General features: G+C 72.1%; 20 protein-coding genes and 1 tRNA gene. 17 read left to right on the plus strand and 4 right to left on the minus strand.

Features of this window, described 5'->3' with window-relative positions:
* Positions 1-16: 16 nt before the first annotated feature.
* A complete protein-coding gene (locus tag G514_RS0103575) occupies positions 17-652 on the minus strand; it encodes a TIGR03085 family metal-binding protein (RefSeq protein ID WP_028650642.1) in 636 nt (211 codons plus the stop codon).
* A gap of 134 nt (positions 653-786) precedes the next feature.
* Here G514_RS0103575 and G514_RS24670 point away from each other — a divergent pair, with 134 nt between their 5' ends.
* From G514_RS24670 to G514_RS0103610, 7 genes are all read left to right on the plus strand, one after another.
* Positions 787-2,643, plus strand: coding sequence for an ABC transporter ATP-binding protein (locus G514_RS24670; RefSeq protein WP_051246648.1), 1,857 nt, complete (start codon positions 787-789; stop codon positions 2,641-2,643).
* The gene (locus tag G514_RS0103585; RefSeq protein WP_028650643.1) at positions 2,640-4,457 is read left to right on the plus strand and encodes an ABC transporter ATP-binding protein; all 1,818 of its coding nucleotides are present in this window, start codon (positions 2,640-2,642) and stop codon (positions 4,455-4,457) included. Before G514_RS24670 ends, G514_RS0103585 begins: the two co-directional genes overlap by 4 nt.
* Before the next feature lie 187 nt (positions 4,458-4,644).
* Positions 4,645-5,040: a response regulator gene (locus G514_RS24675; protein WP_157544579.1), complete on the plus strand. Its 396-nt coding sequence runs from the start codon at positions 4,645-4,647 to the stop codon at positions 5,038-5,040.
* An 88-nt stretch (positions 5,041-5,128) separates the two neighbouring features.
* Complete coding sequence (gene hisI / locus G514_RS0103595; RefSeq protein WP_028650644.1) at positions 5,129-5,500, plus strand: phosphoribosyl-AMP cyclohydrolase; 372 nt, start codon at positions 5,129-5,131, stop codon at positions 5,498-5,500.
* On the plus strand, positions 5,493-6,056 hold the full coding sequence (locus tag G514_RS0103600; protein WP_028650645.1) for a Trp biosynthesis-associated membrane protein: 564 nt from the start codon (positions 5,493-5,495) through the stop codon (positions 6,054-6,056). The genes hisI and G514_RS0103600 overlap by 8 nt, the downstream gene beginning before the upstream one ends.
* A gap of 131 nt (positions 6,057-6,187) precedes the next feature.
* The gene (locus G514_RS0103605) at positions 6,188-6,382 is read left to right on the plus strand and encodes an HGxxPAAW family protein (RefSeq protein ID WP_028650646.1); all 195 of its coding nucleotides are present in this window, start codon (positions 6,188-6,190) and stop codon (positions 6,380-6,382) included.
* A gap of 12 nt (positions 6,383-6,394) precedes the next feature.
* A complete protein-coding gene (locus tag G514_RS0103610) occupies positions 6,395-6,829 on the plus strand; it encodes a DUF2752 domain-containing protein (protein WP_028650647.1) in 435 nt (144 codons plus the stop codon).
* A gap of 23 nt (positions 6,830-6,852) precedes the next feature.
* Here G514_RS0103610 and G514_RS24680 read toward each other — a convergent pair whose 3' ends face one another.
* The gene (locus G514_RS24680; protein ID WP_036563462.1) at positions 6,853-7,161 is read right to left on the minus strand and encodes a DUF4190 domain-containing protein; all 309 of its coding nucleotides are present in this window, start codon (positions 7,159-7,161) and stop codon (positions 6,853-6,855) included.
* Positions 7,162-7,286: 125 nt separating this feature from the next.
* Between G514_RS24680 and trpC the strand changes: the two genes are divergently transcribed.
* The 8 genes from trpC (at position 7,287) to pyk (ending at position 19,497) form a co-directional block, all read left to right on the plus strand.
* Positions 7,287-8,081: an indole-3-glycerol phosphate synthase TrpC gene (gene trpC, locus G514_RS0103620; protein ID WP_169576292.1), complete on the plus strand. Its 795-nt coding sequence runs from the start codon at positions 7,287-7,289 to the stop codon at positions 8,079-8,081.
* Positions 8,078-9,298: a tryptophan synthase subunit beta gene (trpB, locus tag G514_RS0103625; protein WP_028650649.1), complete on the plus strand. Its 1,221-nt coding sequence runs from the start codon at positions 8,078-8,080 to the stop codon at positions 9,296-9,298. Before trpC ends, trpB begins: the two co-directional genes overlap by 4 nt.
* Positions 9,295-10,113: a tryptophan synthase subunit alpha gene (trpA, locus tag G514_RS0103630; protein WP_028650650.1), complete on the plus strand. Its 819-nt coding sequence runs from the start codon at positions 9,295-9,297 to the stop codon at positions 10,111-10,113. The genes trpB and trpA overlap by 4 nt, the downstream gene beginning before the upstream one ends.
* Complete coding sequence (locus G514_RS0103635; protein ID WP_036563463.1) at positions 10,106-10,732, plus strand: SCO family protein; 627 nt, start codon at positions 10,106-10,108, stop codon at positions 10,730-10,732. Before trpA ends, G514_RS0103635 begins: the two co-directional genes overlap by 8 nt.
* A complete protein-coding gene (gene lgt, locus G514_RS24685) occupies positions 10,729-11,706 on the plus strand; it encodes a prolipoprotein diacylglyceryl transferase (RefSeq protein WP_084151753.1) in 978 nt (325 codons plus the stop codon). The genes G514_RS0103635 and lgt overlap by 4 nt, the downstream gene beginning before the upstream one ends.
* A gap of 104 nt (positions 11,707-11,810) precedes the next feature.
* Positions 11,811-16,385, plus strand: coding sequence for a glutamate synthase large subunit (gene gltB, locus G514_RS0103645; protein WP_028650652.1), 4,575 nt, complete (start codon positions 11,811-11,813; stop codon positions 16,383-16,385).
* Positions 16,386-16,462: 77 nt separating this feature from the next.
* Positions 16,463-17,941 carry a glutamate synthase subunit beta gene (locus tag G514_RS0103650; RefSeq protein ID WP_028650653.1) on the plus strand — a complete coding sequence of 493 codons (1,479 nt, stop codon included), beginning with the start codon at positions 16,463-16,465 and terminating at the stop codon, positions 17,939-17,941.
* 86 nt (positions 17,942-18,027) lie between these two features.
* Positions 18,028-19,497 (plus strand): pyruvate kinase, encoded by a 1,470-nt coding sequence (gene pyk, locus G514_RS0103655; RefSeq protein ID WP_028650654.1) that lies wholly within the window; start codon positions 18,028-18,030, stop codon positions 19,495-19,497.
* On the opposite strand, the gene G514_RS0103660 is transcribed toward pyk, so the two are convergent.
* Both G514_RS0103660 and G514_RS0103665 read right to left on the minus strand, forming a co-directional pair.
* Positions 19,494-20,273 carry a hypothetical protein gene (locus G514_RS0103660; protein ID WP_028650655.1) on the minus strand — a complete coding sequence of 260 codons (780 nt, stop codon included), beginning with the start codon at positions 20,271-20,273 and terminating at the stop codon, positions 19,494-19,496. The genes pyk and G514_RS0103660 overlap by 4 nt on opposite strands.
* Before the next feature lie 33 nt (positions 20,274-20,306).
* Positions 20,307-20,389: transfer RNA gene (locus tag G514_RS0103665), tRNA-Leu, on the minus strand.
* A 78-nt stretch (positions 20,390-20,467) separates the two neighbouring features.
* On the opposite strand from G514_RS0103665, the gene G514_RS0103670 reads away from it, so the two are divergent.
* Complete coding sequence (locus tag G514_RS0103670) at positions 20,468-20,656, plus strand: hypothetical protein (RefSeq protein ID WP_028650656.1); 189 nt, start codon at positions 20,468-20,470, stop codon at positions 20,654-20,656.
* Between the two features lie 10 nt (positions 20,657-20,666).
* Positions 20,667-21,272, plus strand: a complete 606-nt coding sequence (locus G514_RS0103675) for an ANTAR domain-containing response regulator (RefSeq protein ID WP_036563464.1) — start codon at positions 20,667-20,669, stop codon at positions 21,270-21,272.
* Positions 21,273-21,399 lie beyond the last annotated feature (127 nt).

Below are 21,399 nucleotides of genomic sequence, written 5' to 3' on the forward strand. Positions count from 1 at the left end.
GGTGCACGTTAGGAGACTAGATCCCGCGGTCGGCCTCCCGCAGCCGAGCTGTCGCTGCCGGCGGCCCGTCGAAGGTCACGTCGTGCAGCTCGGAGCGGCCGAAGAAGAACAGCACCAGCTCCGACGGCCGGCCGGTGACGACGACCGGGTCCGGTCCCTTGCGGACCGTCGCCTCCACGCCCGGCCGGTCGGAGCGGCGTACGACGACCGGCTCGCCGAGCTTGCGGGTCGCGAGCCGGGCCGCCCCGGGCAGGAGCTTCCAGAGCTCGTCCTCGTCGGCAGCGGGCAGCTCCCGCGGCTGCCACTCGGGCTGGGCGCGGCGCAGGTCCTCGTGGTGGACGAAGTACTCCAGCAGGTTGGTGAGCCGCTCGACGCCCGGCAGGCGGTACGGCGTCAGCCCCGGGTCGCGGAGCTTGCGCACCATGTCGGCGAACGGCGCCCGCGCGGCCCTGGCCATCGCCCGCTCGGTGAGCCCGGCCAGGGGGGAGATGACGATGCCGGCGGCCCCGGCCGGGGAGTTCTCCCTCACCAGCAGGTGCGCGACCAGGTCGCGCGAGTTCCAGCCACCGCACAGCGTCGGGACGTCGGGTCCGAGGGCCAGGGCGGTGTCGCAGAACGCGTGCCGCTCGCGGCGGACCAGGGGGAGACTCACGGCCCGACGGTATCCATCCACGGCAGCCATCCCCGCCGCGGCAATGAGTTCGTCCGCCGTCGGTGGTCGGGAATAGCCTGCAGGCGCACCCGGGTTGCTCCCGGGAGGGTGACGGACGAGGAGAGCGTGGTCGGGTGAGCGAGTCGGGTGCGACGACGCGGGCAGCCACCACCCTCGAGGGCTTCCGGGTCATCTGGGTCGCGATCAAGCGCGAGCCGTGGGTGTTCACGCTCTCGACCGTCGGCAGCCTGCTGTTCGGCGCGCTGACCGTCGCAGACGCCTGGGTGCTCGGCTGGTCGACCCAGCACGTCGTGCTCCCGGCGTTCGACGACGGCGAGGTCGGCGCCGGCATGCTGGTCGCGGTCCTGGCCCTCTTCCTGGGCGTCGCGCTGCTGCGCGCCGTCGGCATCGTCGCGCGCCGCCTGGGCGCCGGCATCATGCAGTACCGCATGCAGGCGCACAGCCGGCGCGCGGTCACCCGCCAGTACCTCTCCCTGCCCATGGAGTGGCACCAGCGCCATCCGACGGGCGAGCTGCTCTCCAACGCCAACTCCGACGTCGAGGCCGCGTGGGGCCCGATCGCGCCGCTGCCGATGGCCGTCGGCACGGTCGCGATGATGGTGATCGCGGTCGTCCAGATGTTCGTCGCCGACCTCGTGCTGGCCGTCGTGGGGCTGCTCGTCTTCCCGGCCGTGATCGTCGCCAACCTCGCCTACCAGCGCCTGGCGTCCCCTCTCATGACCCGCGCCCAGGAGCTGCGCGCGGAGGTCAGCGAGATCGCCCACGAGTCGTTCGACGGCGCGATGGTCGTCAAGACGCTGGGCCGCGAGGGCGAGGAGACCGACCGGTTCGCGGCGAAGGCCCGCGAGCTGCGCGACGTCAACATCCGCGCCGGCCGCATCCGCGCGGCGTTCGACCCGACGCTCGCCGCGCTGCCCAACGTGGGCGTCCTGGTCGTGCTGGCGGTCGGCGTCAGCCGCGTCCTGAGCGGCGCGACCGTCGCGGGCGACGTGGTGACCGTCGCCTACCTGCTGACGATCGTGTCGTTCCCGATCCGCTCGATCGGGTGGCTGCTCGGCGAGTTCCCGCGCAGCGTGGTCGGCTTCCGGCGGGTCAGCCGGGTGATCGAGGCGACCGGCGAGATCCCCTACGGCGCGACACCCGCCCCGGCCGGGTCCCGCGGCGTCCGCCTCGAGGTCGACCACCTCGCCTACTCCTACGTGCCGGGCCAGCGACTGCTGGACGACGTCGAGTTCACTGTCGAGCCCGGCCGCACGGTCGCGATCGTCGGCGCGACGGCCTCGGGCAAGAGCACGCTCACCGCCCTGCTGGCCCGGCTCGTCGACCCCGACCGCGGCCGGATCCTCGTCGACGGCGTCGACCTGCGCGACCTCGACCGCGGGCAGCTCGCCGAGGTCGGGGCGCTGGTGCCGCAGACGGCGTTCCTCTTCGACGACGACGTCCGCGGCAACGTCACCCTGGGCGCCGCGGTGTCCGACGAGCAGGTGTGGGCGGCGCTGCGCGCGGCCCAGGCCGACGGGTTCGTCGCCGCGCTGCCCCACGGTCTCGACACCAAGCTGGGCGAGCGCGGCACGTCGCTCTCCGGCGGCCAGCGCCAGCGCATCTCGCTGGCTCGCGCCCTGGTGCGCCGTCCGCGGCTCCTGGTGCTCGACGACGCCACGTCGGCGGTCGACCCCGAGGTGGAGGCGCGCATCCTCGCCGCCCTGCGCGAGGGCCAGGAGGGGGTCGACGCCGGCGCGACGCTGGTCGTCGTCGCCTACCGCAAGGCCACCATCGCGCTCGCCGACGAGGTGGTGCACCTCCAGGACGGGCGCGTCGTCGACCGCGGGACCCATGCCGAGCTGCTCGCGCGCTCGGCGTCCTACGCACGGCTCGTCAACGCCTACGAGCACGGCGAGCACCCTCCCACCGATCCGGGCGAGCGCGACCCGGAGGGCGACGACCTGATGGCGGGGGAGGTGAGCCGATGACCACGCTGGCCGACCCCGGCACCGTCATGGACTCCGGCGACGACATCGCGGCGCTCGACACCATCCGGCGCGGCATCGCGGTGAGCCCCGAGCTCACCGAGGGGATCCGCGGCACCCTCGCGCTCGCGGTCGTCGCCTCGCTCGGCCAGGTGATCGTGCCGATCGTGGTCCAGCAGACCCTCGACCGGGGGCTCAACGGCCCGGGCGGCCCCGACGTCTCGTTCACCGTGCTCATGGGGGTGGGCGCCGCCGTCGCGATCGCGGTGACGAGCCTCGCGTCGTACTTCATGACCAGCAGGCTGTTCACCACCTCCGAGCGCGGACTGGCGACGCTGCGCATCAAGGCGTTCCGCCACGTCCACGACCTGCCCCTGCTCACCCAGAACACCGAGCGTCGTGGCGCCCTGGTCTCCCGCGTCACCAGCGATGTCGACCAGGTCAGCCAGTTCCTCGTCTTCGGCGGCCTGTTCTTCATCATCAGCGCCGGGCAGGTGCTGATCGCGACGATCGTGATGGTCGTCTACAGCTGGCAGCTCGCGATCGTCGTGTGGGTCGCCTTCGCGCCCCTGTTCCTCTCGCTGCGCTACTTCCAGCGCAAGCTGTCGGCCGCCTACGGCGTGGTGCGCCGGCAGATGGGCGCGATGCTCGCCGCCGTCTCCGAGCCGGTGGTCGGCGCGGCGGTGGTCCGCTCCTACGCCGTCGAGGACCGCACCCAGGCCCGCATCGACGACGCGATCGAGCAGTTCAAGTCCGCCTCGACGACGGCCCAGAAGTACACCGTGGTGTCGTTCTCCCTCGGCGGGATCTCGGCCGGGCTCGCCAACGCCGGCGTGATCATCATCGGCGTCTGGCTCGGCACCCACCACGGCTCGTGGGCCAGCGACATCTCCGCCGGCACGGTGCTGGCCTTCGCGTTCCTCGTCACCCTGTTCGTCGGGCCGGTGCAGATGGGCACCCAGATCCTCACCGACGCCCAGAACGCCATTGCCGGCTGGCGACGCGTGATCGGCATCCTCGAGACGCCCGCCGACCTGGTCGACCCCGGCGCCGACGGCGAGGTGCTGCCGCGCGGCCCGATCGACGTCCGCTTCGACCACGTGTCGTTCTCCTACCCGGGCGGACCGCCCGTGCTGCACGACATCGACCTCGGCATCGACTCCGGCCGCCGGGTCGCGGTCGTCGGCGAGACCGGCTCGGGCAAGTCGACGGTGGCCAAGCTGCTCACCCGGCTGATGGACCCCACCCACGGCGCGGTGCTGCTCGACGGCGTCGACGTACGCCGGATCGCGCAGGCCTCGCTGCGTCGCAGCGTCGTGCTGGTGCCCCAGGAGGGCTTCCTCTTCGACGACACCATCGCGGCCAACGTGCGCTACGGCAGGCTTGACGCCACCGACGACGAGATCCGTGCGAGTGCCGCCGAGCTCGGCCTCGGCGACTGGCTGGCCACGCTGCCGGCCGGCCTCGAGACCCGCGTCGGCCAGCGCGGCGAGTCGCTGTCGGCTGGCGAGCGCCAGCTGGTGGCGCTCCTGCGCGCCCACCTCGCCGACCCCGACCTGCTGGTGCTCGACGAGGCGACCAGCGCGGTCGACCCCCAGCTCGAAATGCGCATCGGCCGCGCCCTCGAACGGCTGATGACCGGCCGCACGTCGGTCACGATCGCCCACCGGATGTCGACCGCCGAGTCGGCCGACGAGGTCGTGGTCGTGGACCGCGGCCGGGTCGTGCAGCGCGGACCCCACGCCGAGCTGGTGGCCCAGACCGACAGCGTCTACGCCGGCCTGCACGCGTCGTGGGTGGCGCAGCAAGGCACGTAGGCCAGGCCTAGGGGAGCGCCACGGGGCCGCTGCCCGCAGCCACAGCGCCCCCAGGAGTCGCAGCCGTGCACGTCTCGCGAGCGGTCCAGACCGGGGCCGCCTGACCTGCACAGCTTGACCACAGTTTCGACCGAGACCGGTCCGCGGCCTCCGATCCGTGCCACCGTGGCAGCTCAGGGTCGGTGTGGTGGAGGTGAGCATGGTCGTGGTCACCCGTCAACGCCCCGTGCGTGCCGTCGTCATCGACGACACCCGGGACATCCGTGACTTGCTCTCGATCGTCCTGACCCGCAGCGGCATGGAGGTCGTGGGCCAGGCCGGCGACGGACAGGCCGGCATCGACGTGGTCCGCGAGGAGCGCCCCGACGTGGTCCTCCTCGACCTGGCGATGCCGGTGATGGACGGCATCGAGGCCCTGCCGGTCATCCGCGAGCTCGTCCCCGAGGCCCGGATCATCGTGCTCTCGGCGTTCTCGGGCCCGGTGCGCGAGCAGGTGCTCGCGTCTGGGGCAGACGGCTACCTCGAGAAGGGCACGCCGCTCAAGGCCATCGTCGAGTACCTCGAGGCGCAGGTCGGGGACTGAACCTGGTTCGCAACGCGACGCTCCTGAGGCTGCGGCTCGACGCACCCTGACGGCCGGCTGCCCCTCAGCGATCGGCGACAATGGTGGGGTGACCACCCCGGCCTCGCTCGACCCCGCCGTCGCGGCTCGCCTCAAGCGCTCCGCCGACGGCCTGGTCGCGGCCATCGTCCAGCAGCACGGCACCGGCGAGGTGTTGATGCTCGGCTGGATGGACGACGAGGCGCTCGCGCGCACGCTGACCACCGGCCGGGCGACGTACTGGAGCAGGAGCCGGCAGGCCTACTGGGTCAAGGGGGAGACCTCCGGCCACCGCCAGTGGGTGCGCGAGGTCCGGCTCGACTGCGACGGCGACGCGCTGCTCGTCACCGTCGACCAGGAGGGTCCGGCGTGCCACACCGGCACGCGGACGTGCTTCGACGCAGACGTGCTGCTCCCCGAGCAGGCCGCGCGAGGTGGCTGACCCGGCGGCGCGCCGCACGATGGGCCCGGTGGTCGTGCTGGGCCTGGTCGGCGCGGGGCTCGCGGCGATGGCAGGCAACGAGGCGTGGGCCACCGGACGGCGGTGCACCGCCGCGCCGGGGATCGCCACCGACTCGCCGGCGACCACCGCGGTGGCGCTGGCCCTGCTCGCCGCCTGGGGGGTGCTCCTCGTCACCCGCGGCCGGGTGCGGCGGGCGGCCTCGCTGCTGGCCGTCGCGCTGGCGATCGGACTGGTCGCGACCGTCGTGCTCGGCCTCGACGCCGCGAAGGACAACCTGCGCGGCGGCCAGGGCGGCGGCCTCCTCGGGTGCGAGGCGGCCCAGTCGACCGGCTGGTTCTGGGCCGCGGTGGTGGCGCTGCCCCTCGCGGTCCTGCCCGCGCTCGCGGCGGTCCGCTTCGTGACGAGCTGGCCAGAGATGGGCCGCCGGTACGACGCGCCGGCCGACGCCGCGCCGGCGTCGCCGCCGCCCGCCGAGGAGCGGGAGAACCTCGACCTCTGGAAGGCGATGGACGAGGGCCATGACCCCACCGCCTGACCGCGCCCCCTTGCTGATCGATCAGTCACCTGGGTGGGTTGCTGATCGATCAGTCACCCGGGTGGGTTGCTGATCGATCAGCAACCCGGGGCGCGTGGGGCGACCGGCGCCGACGCCCTAGACTTCGGGCCATGTCAGCGCACCACGGGAACACCCCGGCCGCCTGGACCGCCGTCGTCATCGCCCTGGCCGGCTTCGCTGTCGGGGGCATCGGGCTCATGTTCGACCCGGTCAGCTACCCCGTGTTCTGGGTCGGCGTCGGGCTCACGGTGGCCGCCGGCGTGGTGTTCGTCGTGATGGACCGGATGGGCCTGGGCGACCGCTAGCCGCCACCCGCCATGACCGCCGTCTTCGTGCAACCCGCGCCGCCCGCCACCCGCGGGCGCCGGATGGTCGCGCCGCTGACCACGATCGGCGCGCTCTCGCTCGCGACGCTGGCGCTGCGCCTGCGCGACCCCCACGAGAGCGGTAGCTGGGGCTACTGCCCGAGCGGGGCGATGGGGATCTACTGCCCGGGCTGCGGAGGCCTGCGGGCGGTCAACGACCTGACCCACGGCGACCTCGGGGCCGCCCTGTCGAGCAACATCGTGGTCACGGTCCTGATCCCGGTCGCCGTCGCGTTCCTCGCGCTCTGGGCGGTCGACCGCTGGCGGGGCCACCAGCGGCAGCTGTCGTGGTCGCGCTACAAGCCGGTCGTCTACGCCCTCGTCACGGTGCTGGTGATTTTCACCGTGATGCGCAACACCGGCCCAGGGGCCTGGCTGGCGCCCTGAGCCGGTGTGCGATCAGACGATGTCTAGTTGATGTCGTAGTAGAAGTTGCCGGTCGCGCTCAGGATGATCGAGATGACCATCCAGATCAGCGCGACGATGCCGAGCACGAACCCGGCGGTCGCCATGCCGCTGCCGCCCTCGCGGGTCGTGGCGATCTCCTTCTTGGCCTGCTGACCGAGGATGATCGCTGCGATGCCGATGAGGCCGCAGCACAGGAGACCGAGGATCCCGGTCACCAGCGACCAGATCGCCTTCTTGTTCGTGCCGGGCACGGCTCCCGGCATCGGCGCGCCGTACTGCGGCGGCGGGGGTGGCGGGCTGTCGTAGCTCATGCGTGGCTCCCTCGGAGTCGTGGTGAGTCGTCTCGGGGACCCTACCGTCGCGCGACCGGCGCAAACCCCAGTGCGAGACTTGGGCCCGGAGAGCGCCGACCCGAGCAGACCAGGAGGTGGACCGCGTGTCCGTGAGCAGCGACGTGCTCAGCGACATCGTCGCGGGCGTGCGCCTCGACCTGGACCGGCGCCGGGCGGAGGTCGCCGAAGCGGACCTGCGGGCGGCCCTGGCCGACGTGGCGCCACCGCTCGACCCGATGCCCGCGCTGCGCAGTCCCGGCTCGAGCGTGATCGCCGAGGTCAAGCGCCGCAGCCCCAGCAAGGGCGACCTCGCGCAGATCCCCGATCCGGCCGCGCTGGCCCGGCGGTACGCCGCCGGCGGGGCCGCCGCGATCAGCGTGCTGACCGAGGAGCGCCGGTTCGGAGGCAGCCTCGACGACCTGCGCGCCGTGCGGGCCGCCGTCGACGTCCCCCTGCTGCGCAAGGACTTCGTGGTCGACCCCTACCAGGTGCTCGAGGCCCGTGCGGCCGGCGCCGACCTGGTCCTCCTCATCGTCGCCGCCCTCGACGACGACACGCTCCGTGGCCTGCACGACCAGGCGAGAGAGCTCGGGATGGCGGTGCTGGTCGAGGTCCACGACGAGCCCGAGGCCGGTCGGGCCGTCGAGCTCGGGGCCGAGCTGGTGGGCGTCAACGCCCGCAACCTCAAGACCCTCGACGTGGACCCCGACACCTTCGGCCGGCTGGCGCCGCTGCTGCCGGAGGACCGCGTGCTCGTCGCCGAGTCGGGCGTCTCCAGCCCCGTCGACGTCGCGAGGTACGTCGCCGAGGGTGCCCGCGCGGTCCTCGTCGGCGAGACCCTGGTCAAGGACGGCGACCCCGAGAACGCCGTCCGCGCCATGACGGGCATCAAGGCATGACCACCGACGTCTCGACCTTCGACGCCGACGACCGCGGCTGGTTCGGCGACTTCGGGGGCAGGTTCATGCCCGAGGCGCTGGTGGCCGCGCTCGACGAGCTGACCGCCGCGTGGCAGGAGGCGATGGCCGACCCGGCGTTCGTCGCCGAGTTCGACGCCATCCTGCGTGAGTACGCCGGCGTCCCGAGCCTGCTCTACGACGCGACCCGGCTGACCGAGAAGGTCGGCGGCGCGCGGATCCTGCTCAAGCGGGAGGACCTCAACCACACTGGCGCCCACAAGATTCGCAACGTGCTCGGCCAGGCCCTCCTGACCAGGCGGATGGGCAAGAAGCGCGTGATCGCCGAGACCGGCGCCGGCCAGCACGGCGTGGCCAGTGCCACCGCGGCGGCGTACTTCGGCCTCGACTGCACCGTCTACATGGGGTCGGTCGACACCAAGCGGCAGGCGCTCAACGTGGCCCGCATGGAGCTGCTCGGCGCGAGGGTGGTGCCGGTCGACTCCGGCAGCGCGACACTCAAGGACGCCATCAACGAGGCGCTGCGCGACTGGGTCAGCACCGTTGACCACACGGCCTACCTCTTCGGGACCGCTGCCGGCCCGCACCCGTTCCCGACGATGGTCCGCGACTTCACCCGCGGCATCGGCGACGAGGCCCGCGCCCAGTGCCTCGAGCTGACCGGGCGGCTGCCCGACGCCATCGCGGCGTGCGTCGGGGGCGGCTCCAACGCGATCGGGCTGTTCACGGCGTTCCTCGGCGACCCCGACGTCCGCATCTACGGCTTCGAGCCCGGAGGCGACGGGGTCGAGACCGGGCGGCACGCCGCGACGATCACCGCCGGCGACAGCGGGGTCCTGCACGGCGCACGCACGTTCGTGCTCCAGGACGAGGACGGGCAGACCATCGAGTCGCACTCGATCTCGGCGGGGCTCGACTACCCGGGCGTCGGCCCGCAGCACGCCCACCTCGCGAAGAGCGGCCGCGCCGACTACCTGCCGATCACCGACGCGCAGGCCATGGACGCCCTCGCCCTGCTCGCGCGCAGCGAGGGGATCATCGCCGCCATCGAGTCGGCGCACGCGCTGGCTGGCGCCTTCGACGTGGCGCGCGAGCTCGGCCCCGACGGGCTGGTGCTGGTCAACCTCTCGGGTCGCGGCGACAAGGACATGGAGACGGCCCGCGAGTGGTTCGGGCTCGGGAAGGCCGCGCGCGAGTGACGGTCTCGGTCGCCTTCGACAAGGCTCGCGCGGAGGGCCGCGCCGCGCTGGTCGGCTACCTGCCGGCCGGCTTCCCCGACGTCCGGCGCGGGATCGAGGCCCTCACGGCCATGGTCGACGCCGGCTGCGACGTCATCGAGGTCGGGCTGCCCTACAGCGACCCGGTGATGGACGGCCCGACCGTCCAGGCCGCCGCGCAGCAGGCGATCGACCGCGGGTTCCGCACCACCGACGTGCTGCGCACCGTCGAGGCCGTCGCCGCGACGGGGACGCCGACCGTGGTGATGACCTACTGGAACCCCGTCGAGCGGTACGGCGTCGACCGGTTCGCCCGCGACCTGGCGGCGGCCGGGGGAGCGGGGCTGATCACGCCCGACCTCACGCCGGACGCCGACCCGCACTGGCCCGCGGCGGCCGACGCCCACGGGCTCGACAAGATCTACCTCGTCGCCCCGTCGTCGACCGACGCGCGGATCGCCATGACGACCGCGGCCTGCCGCGGCTTCGTCTACGCCACCGCGGTCATGGGCGTCACGGGCGCCCGCGCCACCACCAGCGAGCTCGCGGGCCCGCTCGTCGCCCGCACCAAGGCCGCCACGGACCTGCCGGTCGGCGTCGGCCTCGGTGTCAGCAACGGCGACCAGGCCGCCGAGCTCGCCGCCAAGGACGGCATCGGCGCCGACGGCGTGATCGTCGGCTCGGCGTTCGTGCGGACCCTGCTCGACCACCCCGACGACCCCGCGGCCGGGCTGCGGGCGCTGACGGCCCTGACCGAGGACCTCGCGGACGGCGTGCGCCGGGGCTCACGTGGCTGACGAGGCGCGGGCCCCTCGACGCCCGCTGGCGGTCCTCGCCCTCGCGCTCGCTCTCGTGGTGGCCCTCGCCGGCTGCGGCGGCAGCGACGTCGAGGCGGGCGACCTCACCGGCAAGGTCCTCGACCCGCCGTTCACCGTCGCGGGGGACGCGCTGGTCGACACCGATGGCCAGCCCTACTCGCTGACCGACGACACCGAGAAGCGGCTCACGCTGGTCTTCTTCGGCTACACGCACTGTCCCGACATCTGCAGCACCGTGATGACCACCATCGCGTCCGCGCTGACCCGGCTCGACGACCGCGACCGCGACCAGGTCGACGTGGTGTTCGTGACCACCGACCCCGAGCGCGACACCCCCGACGTGCTGCGGCGCTGGCTCGACCACATCGACAAGGACTTCGTCGGCGTCACCGGCCCGATCGACGAGATCGCCGCGGTCGGGCGGTCGATCGCGGTCGGCATGGGCGACCCGCTGCCGAGCGGTGGCTACGACGTCGACGCGCACACCACCCAGGTGACCGGCATCGACAGCGCCGACGAGGCCCCGATCTACTGGAGCCAGACCACGTCGTCGAAGCAGTTCGCCGACGACATCCACATCCTGCTGGGAGACTCGTGACCGTCCTCTCCATCCCGAGCCCGTCGAGCGGGGTCTGGCACCTCGGGCCGCTGCCGGTCCGGGGCTACGCGCTGGCGATCATCCTCGGGATCATCGCGTCGATCTGGATCGGCGAGCGACGGTGGGCCGCACGCGGCGGACGGCCCGGAGAGGTCCAGGACCTCGCCGTCTGGGCTGTCCCGTTCGGGCTGGTCGGTGGCCGGCTGTACCACGTGGCCACCGACCACGACCGCTACTTCGGCGCCGGCGGCAGCGCGTGGAAGATCCTCTACGTCTGGGAGGGCGGCCTCGGGGTCTGGGGCTCGATCTTCCTCGGCGCGGTCGGGGCGATGATCGCCGCCAAGCGGCGCGGCATGCGGATCGCGCCCATGGTCGACGCGCTGGCGCCCGGGCTGCTGGTCGCGCAGGCGATCGGACGCTGGGGCAACTGGTTCAACCAGGAGCTGTTCGGCAAGCCCACCGACCTGCCCTGGGCGCTCGAGATCGACGCCGAGCACCGGCCGGCCGGCTACGAGGATCAGGCGACCTTCCACCCGACGTTCCTCTACGAGTTCGGCTGGAACCTGCTGGTCTTCGGCGTGCTGATCGCGCTCGACCGGCGGTTCCGGTTCGGGCACGGGCGGATGCTCGCGCTCTACGTGATGGGCTACACGCTCGGCCGGGGCTGGATCGAGATGCTGCGCATCGACGATGTCGAGCTCAGCGACGTGCACGGGCTGCGGTTCAACGTGTGGACCTCGATCGTGCTCTTCGTGGTCGCCGCCGTGTACTTCGTGGTGAGCCAGCGCCGGCACCCCGGTCAGGAGGCCTCGCCGTACGTCGACGGGCACGTCGAGGGCCGCGAGCCCGCCCTCACGCCGGCGGGTGACGGCTCCGCGGCGGGCACGGAGCCGGAGGGCGACGCGGAGACCGGCCGCGGGGACCGCGATGCCCACGACCCGGGAACGGGATCGGGTCCCGGCACTCCTGCTTGATAGGCTGAACCGCGTAGCTCAGGGCCAACGTCGTCCCCTGCACCCACCTCGATGCACCACCGGACCCCTCCCGAGGGGTCCCGACGACGACGGAGGATGAGCCGGTGCCCTACCAGCACTCGTTCCCGCCGCCCCAGGGGCTGTACGACCCGCGGCACGAGCACGACGCCTGTGGCGTCGCGTTCGTCGCGACCCTGACCGGTGAGGCCAGCCACGACATCGTGGTGAAGTCGCTCACCGCCCTGCGCAACCTGGAGCACCGAGGTGCCGCGGGCGCCGAGCCCAACTCGGGCGACGGCGCGGGCATCCTGATGCAGATCCCCGACGCGTTCCTCCGTGCGGTCGCGAGCGAGGCCGGCTTCGAGCTGCCGCCGCCGCGCGCCTACGCGATGGGCACGGCGTTCCTGCCCGGCGACGACGAGGCGGTCGCCAAGACCCGCGCCCAGATCGAGGACATCGCGGCCGAGGAGGGCCTGTCGGTCCTCGGCTGGCGCGAGGTGCCGACCCAGCCGGAGTGCCTCGGCAAGACCGCCCTGGGCGTGATGCCCCAGTTCGCCCAGCTCTTCGTGACCGCGGCCGGCCAGCGGCTGACCGGCATGGCGCTCGAGCGGATGGCCTACTGCCTGCGCCGGCGGGCCGAGAAGGAGACCGACGTCTACTTCCCGTCGCTCTCGTCGCGCACGCTCGCCTACAAGGGCATGCTCACCACCGAGCAGCTCGACGAGTTCTTCCCCGACCTGCGCGACGAGCGCATCGGGTCGGCGCTGTGCGTCGTGCACTCGCGCTTCTCGACCAACACCTTCCCGAGCTGGCCGCTCTCGCACCCGTTCCGCTTCATCGCCCACAACGGCGAGATCAACACGGTGATGGGCAACCGCAACTGGATGCGCGCCCGCGAGGCCATGCTCGCCTCCGACCTGATCCCGGGTGACCTCGAGCGGCTCTACCCGATCTGCACGCCCGGCGCGTCCGACTCCGCGTCGTTCGACGAGGTCCTCGAGCTGCTCCACATGGGTGGCCGGTCGCTCCCGCACGCCGTGCTGATGATGGTCCCCGAGGCCTGGGAGAACGCTGGGCCGGACAAGAACGGCGAGATGGACGCCGCGAGGCGCTCGTTCTACGAGTTCCACGCCTCGCTCATGGAGCCGTGGGACGGCCCGGCGTGCGTCGTCTTCACCGACGGTGACCAGATCGGCGCCGTGCTCGACCGCAACGGGCTGCGCCCCTCGCGCTACTGGGTCACCGACGACGGGCTGGTCGTGCTCGCGTCCGAGGTGGGCGTGCTCGACCTCGACCCCGCCTCGATCGTGCGCAAGGGCCGGCTCCAGCCGGGCCGGATGTTCCTCGTCGACACCGAGGAGCACCGCATCATCGAGGACGACGAGATCAAGTCGACCCTCGCCGCCGAGCACCCCTACGAGGAGTGGCTGCACGCCGGGATCGTGCGGCTCGACGACGTGCCCGAGCGCGAGCACGTCGTGCACACCCACGCCTCGGTCACCCGCCGCCAGCAGATCTTCGGCTACACCGAGGAGGAGCTGCGCGTTCTGCTCACCCCGATGGCCAACACCGGCGGCGAGGCGCTCGGGTCGATGGGCACCGACACCCCGATCGCAGCGCTCAGCGAGAAGCCCCGGCTGCTGTTCGACTACTTCGCCCAGCTGTTCGCGCAGGTGACGAACCCGCCCCTCGACGCGATCCGCGAGGAGCTCGTGACCTCGCTGTCCGGCTCGATCGGCCCGGAGTCCAACCTGCTCGACCCGACGCCGGCGTCCTGCCGCCAGATCGTGCTGCCGTTCCCTGTCTTCTCCAACGACGACCTGGCCAAGATCCGCCACATCAACCGCGACGGCGACATGCCGGGCTTCGCGTGCCACATCGCGCGCGGCCTCTACGACGTCGAGGGCGGCGGGGCCGCGATGGCCGCCCGCATCGAGGAGATCTGCGCCGAGGTGAGCGCGGCGATCGCGGGCGGCGCCCGCATCATCGTGCTCTCCGACCGGCACGCGACCCAGGAGCTGGCGCCGATCCCGTCGCTGCTGCTCACCGGGGCGATCCACCACCACCTGGTCCGCGAGAAGACCCGCACCCACGTCGGGCTCCTGGTCGAGGCCGGCGACGTCCGCGAGGTGCACCACGTCGCGCTGCTCATCGGTTACGGCGCCGCCGCGGTCAACCCCTACCTCGCGATGGAGTCGGTCGAGGACCTCGCCCGCGAGGGCTACTACGTCAAGACCGAGCCCGAGGTCGCCGTCCGCAACCTCATCAAGGCGCTGGGCAAGGGCGTGCTCAAGGTGATGTCCAAGATGGGCGTCTCCACGGTCGCGTCCTACACCGGCGCCCAGATCTTCGAGGCTGTCGGCCTCTCGCAGGCGGTCGTCGACAAGTACTTCGCCGGCACCACGTCCAAGCTCGGCGGCGTCGACCTCGACGTGATCGCCGAGGAGGTCGCCCGGCGGCACGCCACGGCGTACCCCCGCGGCGGCATCGCGCCCTCGCACCGCGAGCTGGCCATCGGCGGCGAGTACCAGTGGCGCCGCGAGGGCGAGCCGCACCTGTTCGACCCCGAGACCGTCTTCCGGCTCCAGCACGCCACGCGGACCGGCCGCTACGACATCTTCAAGCAGTACACCAGCCGGGTCGACGAGCAGTCGCAGCGGCTGATGACGCTGCGCGGCCTCTTCGCGTTCAAGGGCGCCCACGTCTCGGGTCGCGACCCGGTGCCGCTGGAGGAGGTCGAGCCGGTCTCCGAGATCGTCAAGCGCTTCTCCACCGGCGCGATGTCCTACGGCTCGATCTCGCAGGAGGCGCACGAGACCCTCGCGATCGCGATGAACCGGCTCGGCGCCAAGTCCAACACCGGCGAGGGCGGCGAGGACGCCGAGCGGCTCTACGACCCCGAGCGCCGCTCGTCGATCAAGCAGGTCGCGTCCGGCCGGTTCGGAGTGACGGCGGAGTACCTCACCAACTCCGACGACATCCAGATCAAGATGGCCCAGGGCGCGAAGCCGGGCGAGGGCGGCCAGCTGCCGGGCCAGAAGGTCTACCCGTGGGTGGCCAAGACGCGTCACTCGACGCCCGGCGTGGGCCTGATCAGCCCGCCGCCGCACCACGACATCTACTCCATCGAGGACCTCGCCCAGCTCATCCACGACCTCAAGAACGCCAACCCCCAGGCGCGCGTGCACGTCAAGCTCGTCGCCGAGGTCGGCGTCGGCACGGTCGCGGCCGGCGTCTCCAAGGCGCACGCGGACGTCGTGCTCATCTCCGGTCACGACGGCGGCACCGGCGCCGCGCCGATGACGTCCCTCAAGCACGCCGGGGGCCCGTGGGAGCTCGGTCTTGCCGAGACCCAGCAGACGCTGCTGCTCAACGGCCTGCGCGACCGGATCGTCGTCCAGACCGACGGGCAGCTCAAGACCGGCCGCGACGTGGTGATCGCCGCGCTGCTCGGCGCGGAGGAGTACGGCTTCGCGACCGCGCCGCTGGTGGTCTCGGGCTGCATCCTGATGCGGGTCTGCCACCTCGACACCTGCCCGGTCGGCGTCGCGACCCAGAACCCCGTGCTGCGCGAGCGCTACACCGGGAAGGCCGAGCACGTCGTGAACTTCTTCGAGTTCGTCGCCGAGGAGGTGCGCGAGCACCTGGCCGCGCTGGGCTTCCGCAGCCTCGACGAGGCGATCGGCCAGGTCGACGCGCTCGACGTGTCCGAGGCGGTCAACCACTGGAAGGCCTCCGGTCTCGACCTGACCCCGATCCTGCACGCGCCCGACCGCACGGCGTTCCCCGACCAGGACCTGCGGCAGACCAAGCAGCAGAACCACGGCCTGGAGAAGTCGCTCGACGTCACCGAGCTCGTGCCGCTCTGCCGCCCGGCCCTCGACTCCGGCGAGCCGGTGCGCGGGCAGCTCGCGATCCGCAACGTCAACCGCACCGTCGGCACGATCCTCGGCCACGAGGTGACCAAGAAGTACGGCGGCGAGGGGCTCCCGGACGGCACCATCGACCTGACGTTCACCGGCTCGGCGGGGCAGTCGTTCGGTGCCTTCGTGCCGCGCGGCATCACCTTGCGGCTGGAGGGCGACGCCAACGACTACCTCGGCAAGGGCCTCTCCGGCGGCCGGATCGTGCTGCGGCCCGACCGCGCGGCGACGTTCAACGCCGACGAGCAGATCATCGCCGGCAACGTGATCGCCTACGGCGCGACCTCGGGCCGGATCCACATCCGCGGCGGCGTGGGGGAGCGGTTCTGCGTGCGCAACTCCGGCGCGTGGGCCGTGACCGAGGGCGTGGGCGACCACGCCTGCGAGTACATGACCGGCGGGCGGGTCGCCGTCCTCGGCAAGACGGGTCGCAACTTCGGGGCGGGCATGTCCGGCGGGGTCGCCTGGGTGCTCGACCTCGACGAGCGGCGGGTCAACACCGAGCTCGTCGAGCTCGGGCCTGTCGGCGGCGAGGGCGCCATCGAGCTCGAGCAGCTCGTGCGCGACCACGCCGAGGAGACCGGGTCGGAGGTCGCCGCCGCGCTGCTGGCCGACTGGCCGGCCGCGCTCGCCCGGTTCACCGAGGTGATGCCGACCGACTACCGCACGGTGCTCGAGGCCAGGGCGAAGGCCGAGGCCGAGGGGTTGTCGGAGTCCGAGATCGCCGCAGCAATGATGGAGAGTCTCCATGGCTGACGCGACGAGAGTTCCGCCGTCCGGCTGCGGTGACGCCGTGCGCGGCACCGCAATGATGGAGAGTGCAGGTCTTCTTCATGGCTGACCCGAAGGGCTTCCTCAAGCACGGTCGCGAGGTCGCCGAGCGGCGTCCGGTCGAGGAGCGCGTGCACGACTGGGACGAGGTCTACCCGGGCGGGATGGGCCGGGCCCTGCTGCCGATCATCACGACCCAGGCCGGCCGCTGCATGGACTGCGGCATCCCGTTCTGCCACCAGGGCTGCCCGCTCGGCAACATCATCCCCGAGTGGAACGACCTGGTCTGGCGCGACGACTGGGAGGGCGCGATCGAGCGCCTGCACGCGACCAACAACTTCCCCGAGTTCACCGGCCGGCTGTGCCCCGCGCCTTGCGAGACCGCGTGCGTGCTCGGCATCCCTGGTGACACCTATGGGGGACCGGTGACGATCAAGAACGTCGAGGTCACGATCATCGACAAGGCGTGGGAGAGCGGGTTCGTGCGGCCGCAGCCGCCCGAGTGGCTCTCCGGCCGCACCGTCGCTGTGGTCGGCTCCGGCCCGGCCGGCCTGGCCGCGGCTCAGCAGCTGACCCGCGCCGGGCACACCGTCGCGGTCTACGAGCGGGCCGACAAGATCGGCGGGCTGCTGCGCTACGGCATCCCCGAGTTCAAGATGGAGAAGAAGCACCTCGACCGGCGCCTCGACCAGATGCGCCGCGAGGGCACGGTCTTCCGCGCCGGCGTCTCGGTCGGCGACGAGCTGACCGCCGAGTCGCTGCGCGACCGCTACGACGCCGTCGTGCTCGCCATGGGCGCGACCGCCCCGCGCGACCTCCCGATCACCGGGCGTGAGCTGGGCGGGATCCACCAGGCGATGGACTTCCTGCCGCAGTCCAACCGCGCCTCGCTCGGCGAGCCCGTCGAGGGCCAGGTCCTGGCGACGGGCAAGGACGTCGTCATCATCGGCGGCGGCGACACCGGTGCCGACTGCCTCGGCACCGCGACGCGCCAGGGCGCCCGGTCGATCACCCAGCTCGAGATCCTGCCCGAGCCGCCGTCGGACCGCCCCGAGGGCCAGCCCTGGCCGACGTACCCGATGACCTTCCGGGTCTCGTCCGCGCACGAGGAGGCCGGCGACCGGGTCTACTCCGTGTCGACCCAGGAGTTCCTCGGTGACGAGTCGGACAACGTGCGCGCGCTGCGTCTGGTCGAGGTGGCGTTCGCGGACGGCCGGTTCGAGGAGGTCGAGGGCACCGAGCGCGAGATCCCCGCACAGCTGGTGCTGTTCGCGATGGGCTTCCTCGGCCCCGAGAAGCCCGGTCTCGTCGAGCAGCTCGGCGTCGACCTCGACGAGCGCGGCAACATCGCCCGCGACGCGTCCTACATGACCTCGGTGCCGGGCGTGTTCGTCGCCGGCGACGCCGGCCGTGGCCAGTCGCTGATCGTCTGGGCGATCGCCGAGGGCCGGGCCGCGGCCTCCGCCGTCGACCAGTACCTCACCGGCTCCACCACCCTGCCTTACCCGGTCCGGCCCACCGACCGCCCCCTCGTCGTCTAGTGGTGGTCGACCCGGCTCGAACTTCGCGCCGGGTCGACCGCGTTGCCGTTGTTTGATCGTTCCAATCCTCGCTAGGGTGTCTCCACGTGAGAAGAGCGAAGATCGTGTGCACGCTGGGGCCGGCGACCTCCACCCCCGAGCGGATCCGCGAGCTCGTCGACGCGGGGATGGACGTGGCGCGGCTGAACATGAGCCACGGGACCCAGGCCGACAAGGCGGCCGTCTACCGCCGCGTGCGGGAGGCCGCCGACGGGAGCGGACGGGGAGTGGGCATCCTCGCCGACCTGCAGGGTCCGAAGATCCGCCTCGAGTCGTTCTCCGGCGGGCCGGTCGCGCTGGCCGCCGGTGCGACGTGGACGATCACCACCCGCGAGGTCGACGGCAACGACCAGATCAGCGGTACGACGTACAAGGGTCTCGCCGGCGACGTCCAGCCGGGCGACCCGATCCTCATCGACGACGGCAAGGTCCGGCTGCGGGTGACCGAGGTCAAGGACGGCACCGACGTCGTGTGCGAGGTCGTGGTCGGCGGCACCGTGAGCGACCACAAGGGGATCAACCTCCCCGGTGTCGCCGTGTCGGTGCCGGCGCTGTCGGAGAAGGACATCGAGGACCTGAGGTTCGCGCTGCACCTCACCGTCGACTTCATCGCGCTCAGCTTCGTGCGCAGCGCCGCCGACGCGGAGGACGTGCGGCGGATCATGCGCGAGGAGAACGTGCTCCTGCCCGTGATCGCCAAGATCGAGAAGCCCCAGGCGATCGAGAACCTCGACGAGGTGATCGCGGCGTTCGACGGCTTCATGGTCGCCCGCGGTGACCTCGGGGTGGAGTGCCCGCCCGAGGAGGTGCCGTTCCTCCAGAAGACGATCATCGACAAGGCGCGCCTCAACGCGAAGCCAGTGATCGTCGCGACCCAGATGCTCGAGTCGATGACCACGAGCCCCTCGCCGACCCGCGCCGAGGTCTCCGACGTCGCCAACGCGATCCTCGACGGTGCCGACGCGGTCATGCTCTCCGGCGAGACCGGCGTGGGGGAGTACCCCGTCGTCGCCGTCGAGACCATGGCGCGGATCGTGGAGGCCACCGAGCAGCACGCCCTGGAGCAGCAGGAGGTCGGCACGCTCCGGGTGCTCGACTGGGACCCGCACACGATCGGCGGCGTGATCGCCAAGGCCGCCGGCGAGGTCGCGGAGCGCGTCGATGCGAAGTACGTCGTCGCGTTCACCCAGTCCGGCGACTCGGCCCGGCGCATGTCGCGCCTGCGCGGCCCGGTGCCGATCCTGGCCTTCACGCCCGAGGCGCAGACCCGCTCGCGGCTCTCGTTGTCGTGGGGCGTGGAGACCTTCAAGACGCTGACCGTCGAGCACACCGACGAGATGGTGGCCCAGGTCGACGAGCAGCTGCTCAACATCGGCCGGGTCGACAAGGGCGACCTGGTCGTCATCATCGCCGGCTCGCCGCCGGGCATCCCCGGCTCGACCAACGCCCTGCGTGTGCACCGCATGGGTGACGCCGTCGACGGCGTCGCTCCGGCGTACCGCCGGTCTGCGAGCTAGGACTTCAGCCCGATCAGCTCGTCGAGCCTGGCGACTCCGGCGCGGGTGGACACGCTGACGACGTAGCGGTTGGACTGACGCCACGGGATGTCCAGCAGGTCGAGCGCCCAGCAGCACAGCTCACGGATGTCGGCGGAGTGGTTGGTGAACTGCCAGCGGGGATAGTCGTAGCGCTTCCACCTGCCATCGATCTTCTTGCGGGTCCAGTTGTTGGCTCGGCATCCGTCGGAGTGGAACAGACCGCGGAGGAACGCCGCTGGGTGTGTCTCGACGAGGCTGCGCTGCCAGTCCTCGAGCACGATGGGTCGCTGGTGTTTGCGGCCAGGACCGTGCTGAGGGAACAGACACGGCCAGTGCTTCCACGACGTCGTGACGATGACGGCTCCGGGAACGCTGCGCCCGTGCGGACGTCCGCCCGGCTTGACCCGGGCCATCAGGACTGCGATCCGGTCGAGGTCGTGGACATAGCGCTTGTCGTTGACCACGTGCAGCCCGAAGACATCTCGCCTCTGTCGGCTGATGTGACCGTCGCCGAGGTACCAGCCGAGGAGCTCGGCGTAGGCCGCGCCGTCGAGCTCCGCGTCCTCGCAGCGAGGACACGGGGCGATGGTGTGCTGCTGTCCGCGCGGCTGCCCGCGGCGCTGGTAGAGCCGACGCCATCGGCGGATCGTCTTGACCGCCACTCCGTGGAGTGCGGCGTTGTCCGCGTCGCGCATCCCGTTGTCCGAGGCGCGCAAGGCGCTCTCGACGGTGCGCAGTGGGCGGATGTGCGTCACCCCACGATGGTCGCGGCATCCGCCGACAACGTGTGCCGGGTGTGGGAGTCGAACCCACACGCCCGTGAGGGCAACGCATTTTGAGTGCGCAGTGTCTGCCATTCCACCAACCCGGCCGGGTTCGAGAACGCTACCGGAAGCCGGAGATTCCTCGCCGTTCGGCAAAAGTCGAGTCGTCCACTAGAGTTTGCGCCGTGAACCCGATGAGCAGCGTGTGGCGCTGGGCGATGGCGAGCAACGAGCGGGCGGTCGCGAACGCCCGGGCCGCCGCCACCGAGTGCTCGCGGCTGCGGGTCGAGCGCGTCGAGGTGCAGCTCTACGTCGAGCGGTTCGGGCAGTCCAGCGTCGAGGCGACGACGGAGGCGGCGGCCACCGCCCGTTAGCCTGTCGCCCGTGTCGGAGAGCCCCGCGGGAGCAGCCAGGACGGTCGTCGTGGCCGAGGACGAGGTCCTCATCCGCATGGACCTCGCGGAGATGCTCACCGAGGAGGGGTACGACGTCGTCGGCCAGGCCGGTGACGGGGCGACCGCCGTCGAGCTGGCCGAGCAGCTGCGTCCCGACCTGGTGATCCTCGACGTCAAGATGCCCGTGCTCGACGGCATCGCCGCCGCGGAGCAGATCGCGAGCCAGCGGATCGCGCCGGTGGTGATCCTGACGGCGTTCAGCCAGCGCGAGCTCGTCGAGCGCGCGCGCGACGCCGGCGCGATGGCCTACCTGGTCAAGCCGTTCACCCAGGCCGACCTGGTGCCGGCCATCGAGATGGCGGTCAGCAGGTTCGGCGAGCTCGCGCTGCTCGAGGCCGAGGTCGCCGACCTCACCGAGCGCCTCGAGACCCGCAAGGCCGTCGAGCGCGCCAAGAGCCTGTTGATGCAGCAGCTCGACCTGTCCGAGCCCGATGCGTTCCGCTGGATCCAGAAGACGGCGATGGACCTGCGGCTGTCGATGCGCCAGGTCGCCGACGGCGTGGTCGAGCACGGACCGGGCATCGCCGACCGGTGACGCACCACCCCGCGCCTGACGGCGCGGCCAAGGTCTGGTTTCCTACGGCGAGCCGCAGCCGTGGGGGTGGCGCAAACCGGAGTTCCCACCCATAGACTGCCGGGCAGCATCCGGCCGGGTGCCGGGG

This window comes from Nocardioides halotolerans DSM 19273, from assembly GCF_000422805.1.
GTDB classification, from domain to species: Bacteria; Actinomycetota; Actinomycetes; order Propionibacteriales; family Nocardioidaceae; genus Nocardioides; species Nocardioides halotolerans.

Bases quoted from the DNA above. Each gene is read 5' to 3' on its own strand.
- G514_RS0103585 (WP_028650643.1), top strand. From the start codon at position 2,640: ATGACCACGCTGGCCGACCCCGGCACCGTCATGGACTCCGGCGACGAC.
- G514_RS0103605 (WP_028650646.1), top strand. From the start codon at position 6,188: ATGTCAGCGCACCACGGGAACACCCCGGCCGCCTGGACCGCCGTCGTC.
- G514_RS0103610 (WP_028650647.1), top strand. From the start codon at position 6,395: ATGACCGCCGTCTTCGTGCAACCCGCGCCGCCCGCCACCCGCGGGCGC.
- G514_RS0103650 (WP_028650653.1), top strand. From the start codon at position 16,463: ATGGCTGACCCGAAGGGCTTCCTCAAGCACGGTCGCGAGGTCGCCGAG.
- G514_RS24680 (WP_036563462.1), bottom strand. From the start codon at position 7,161: ATGAGCTACGACAGCCCGCCACCCCCGCCGCCGCAGTACGGCGCGCCG.
- trpB (WP_028650649.1), top strand. From the start codon at position 8,078: ATGACCACCGACGTCTCGACCTTCGACGCCGACGACCGCGGCTGGTTC.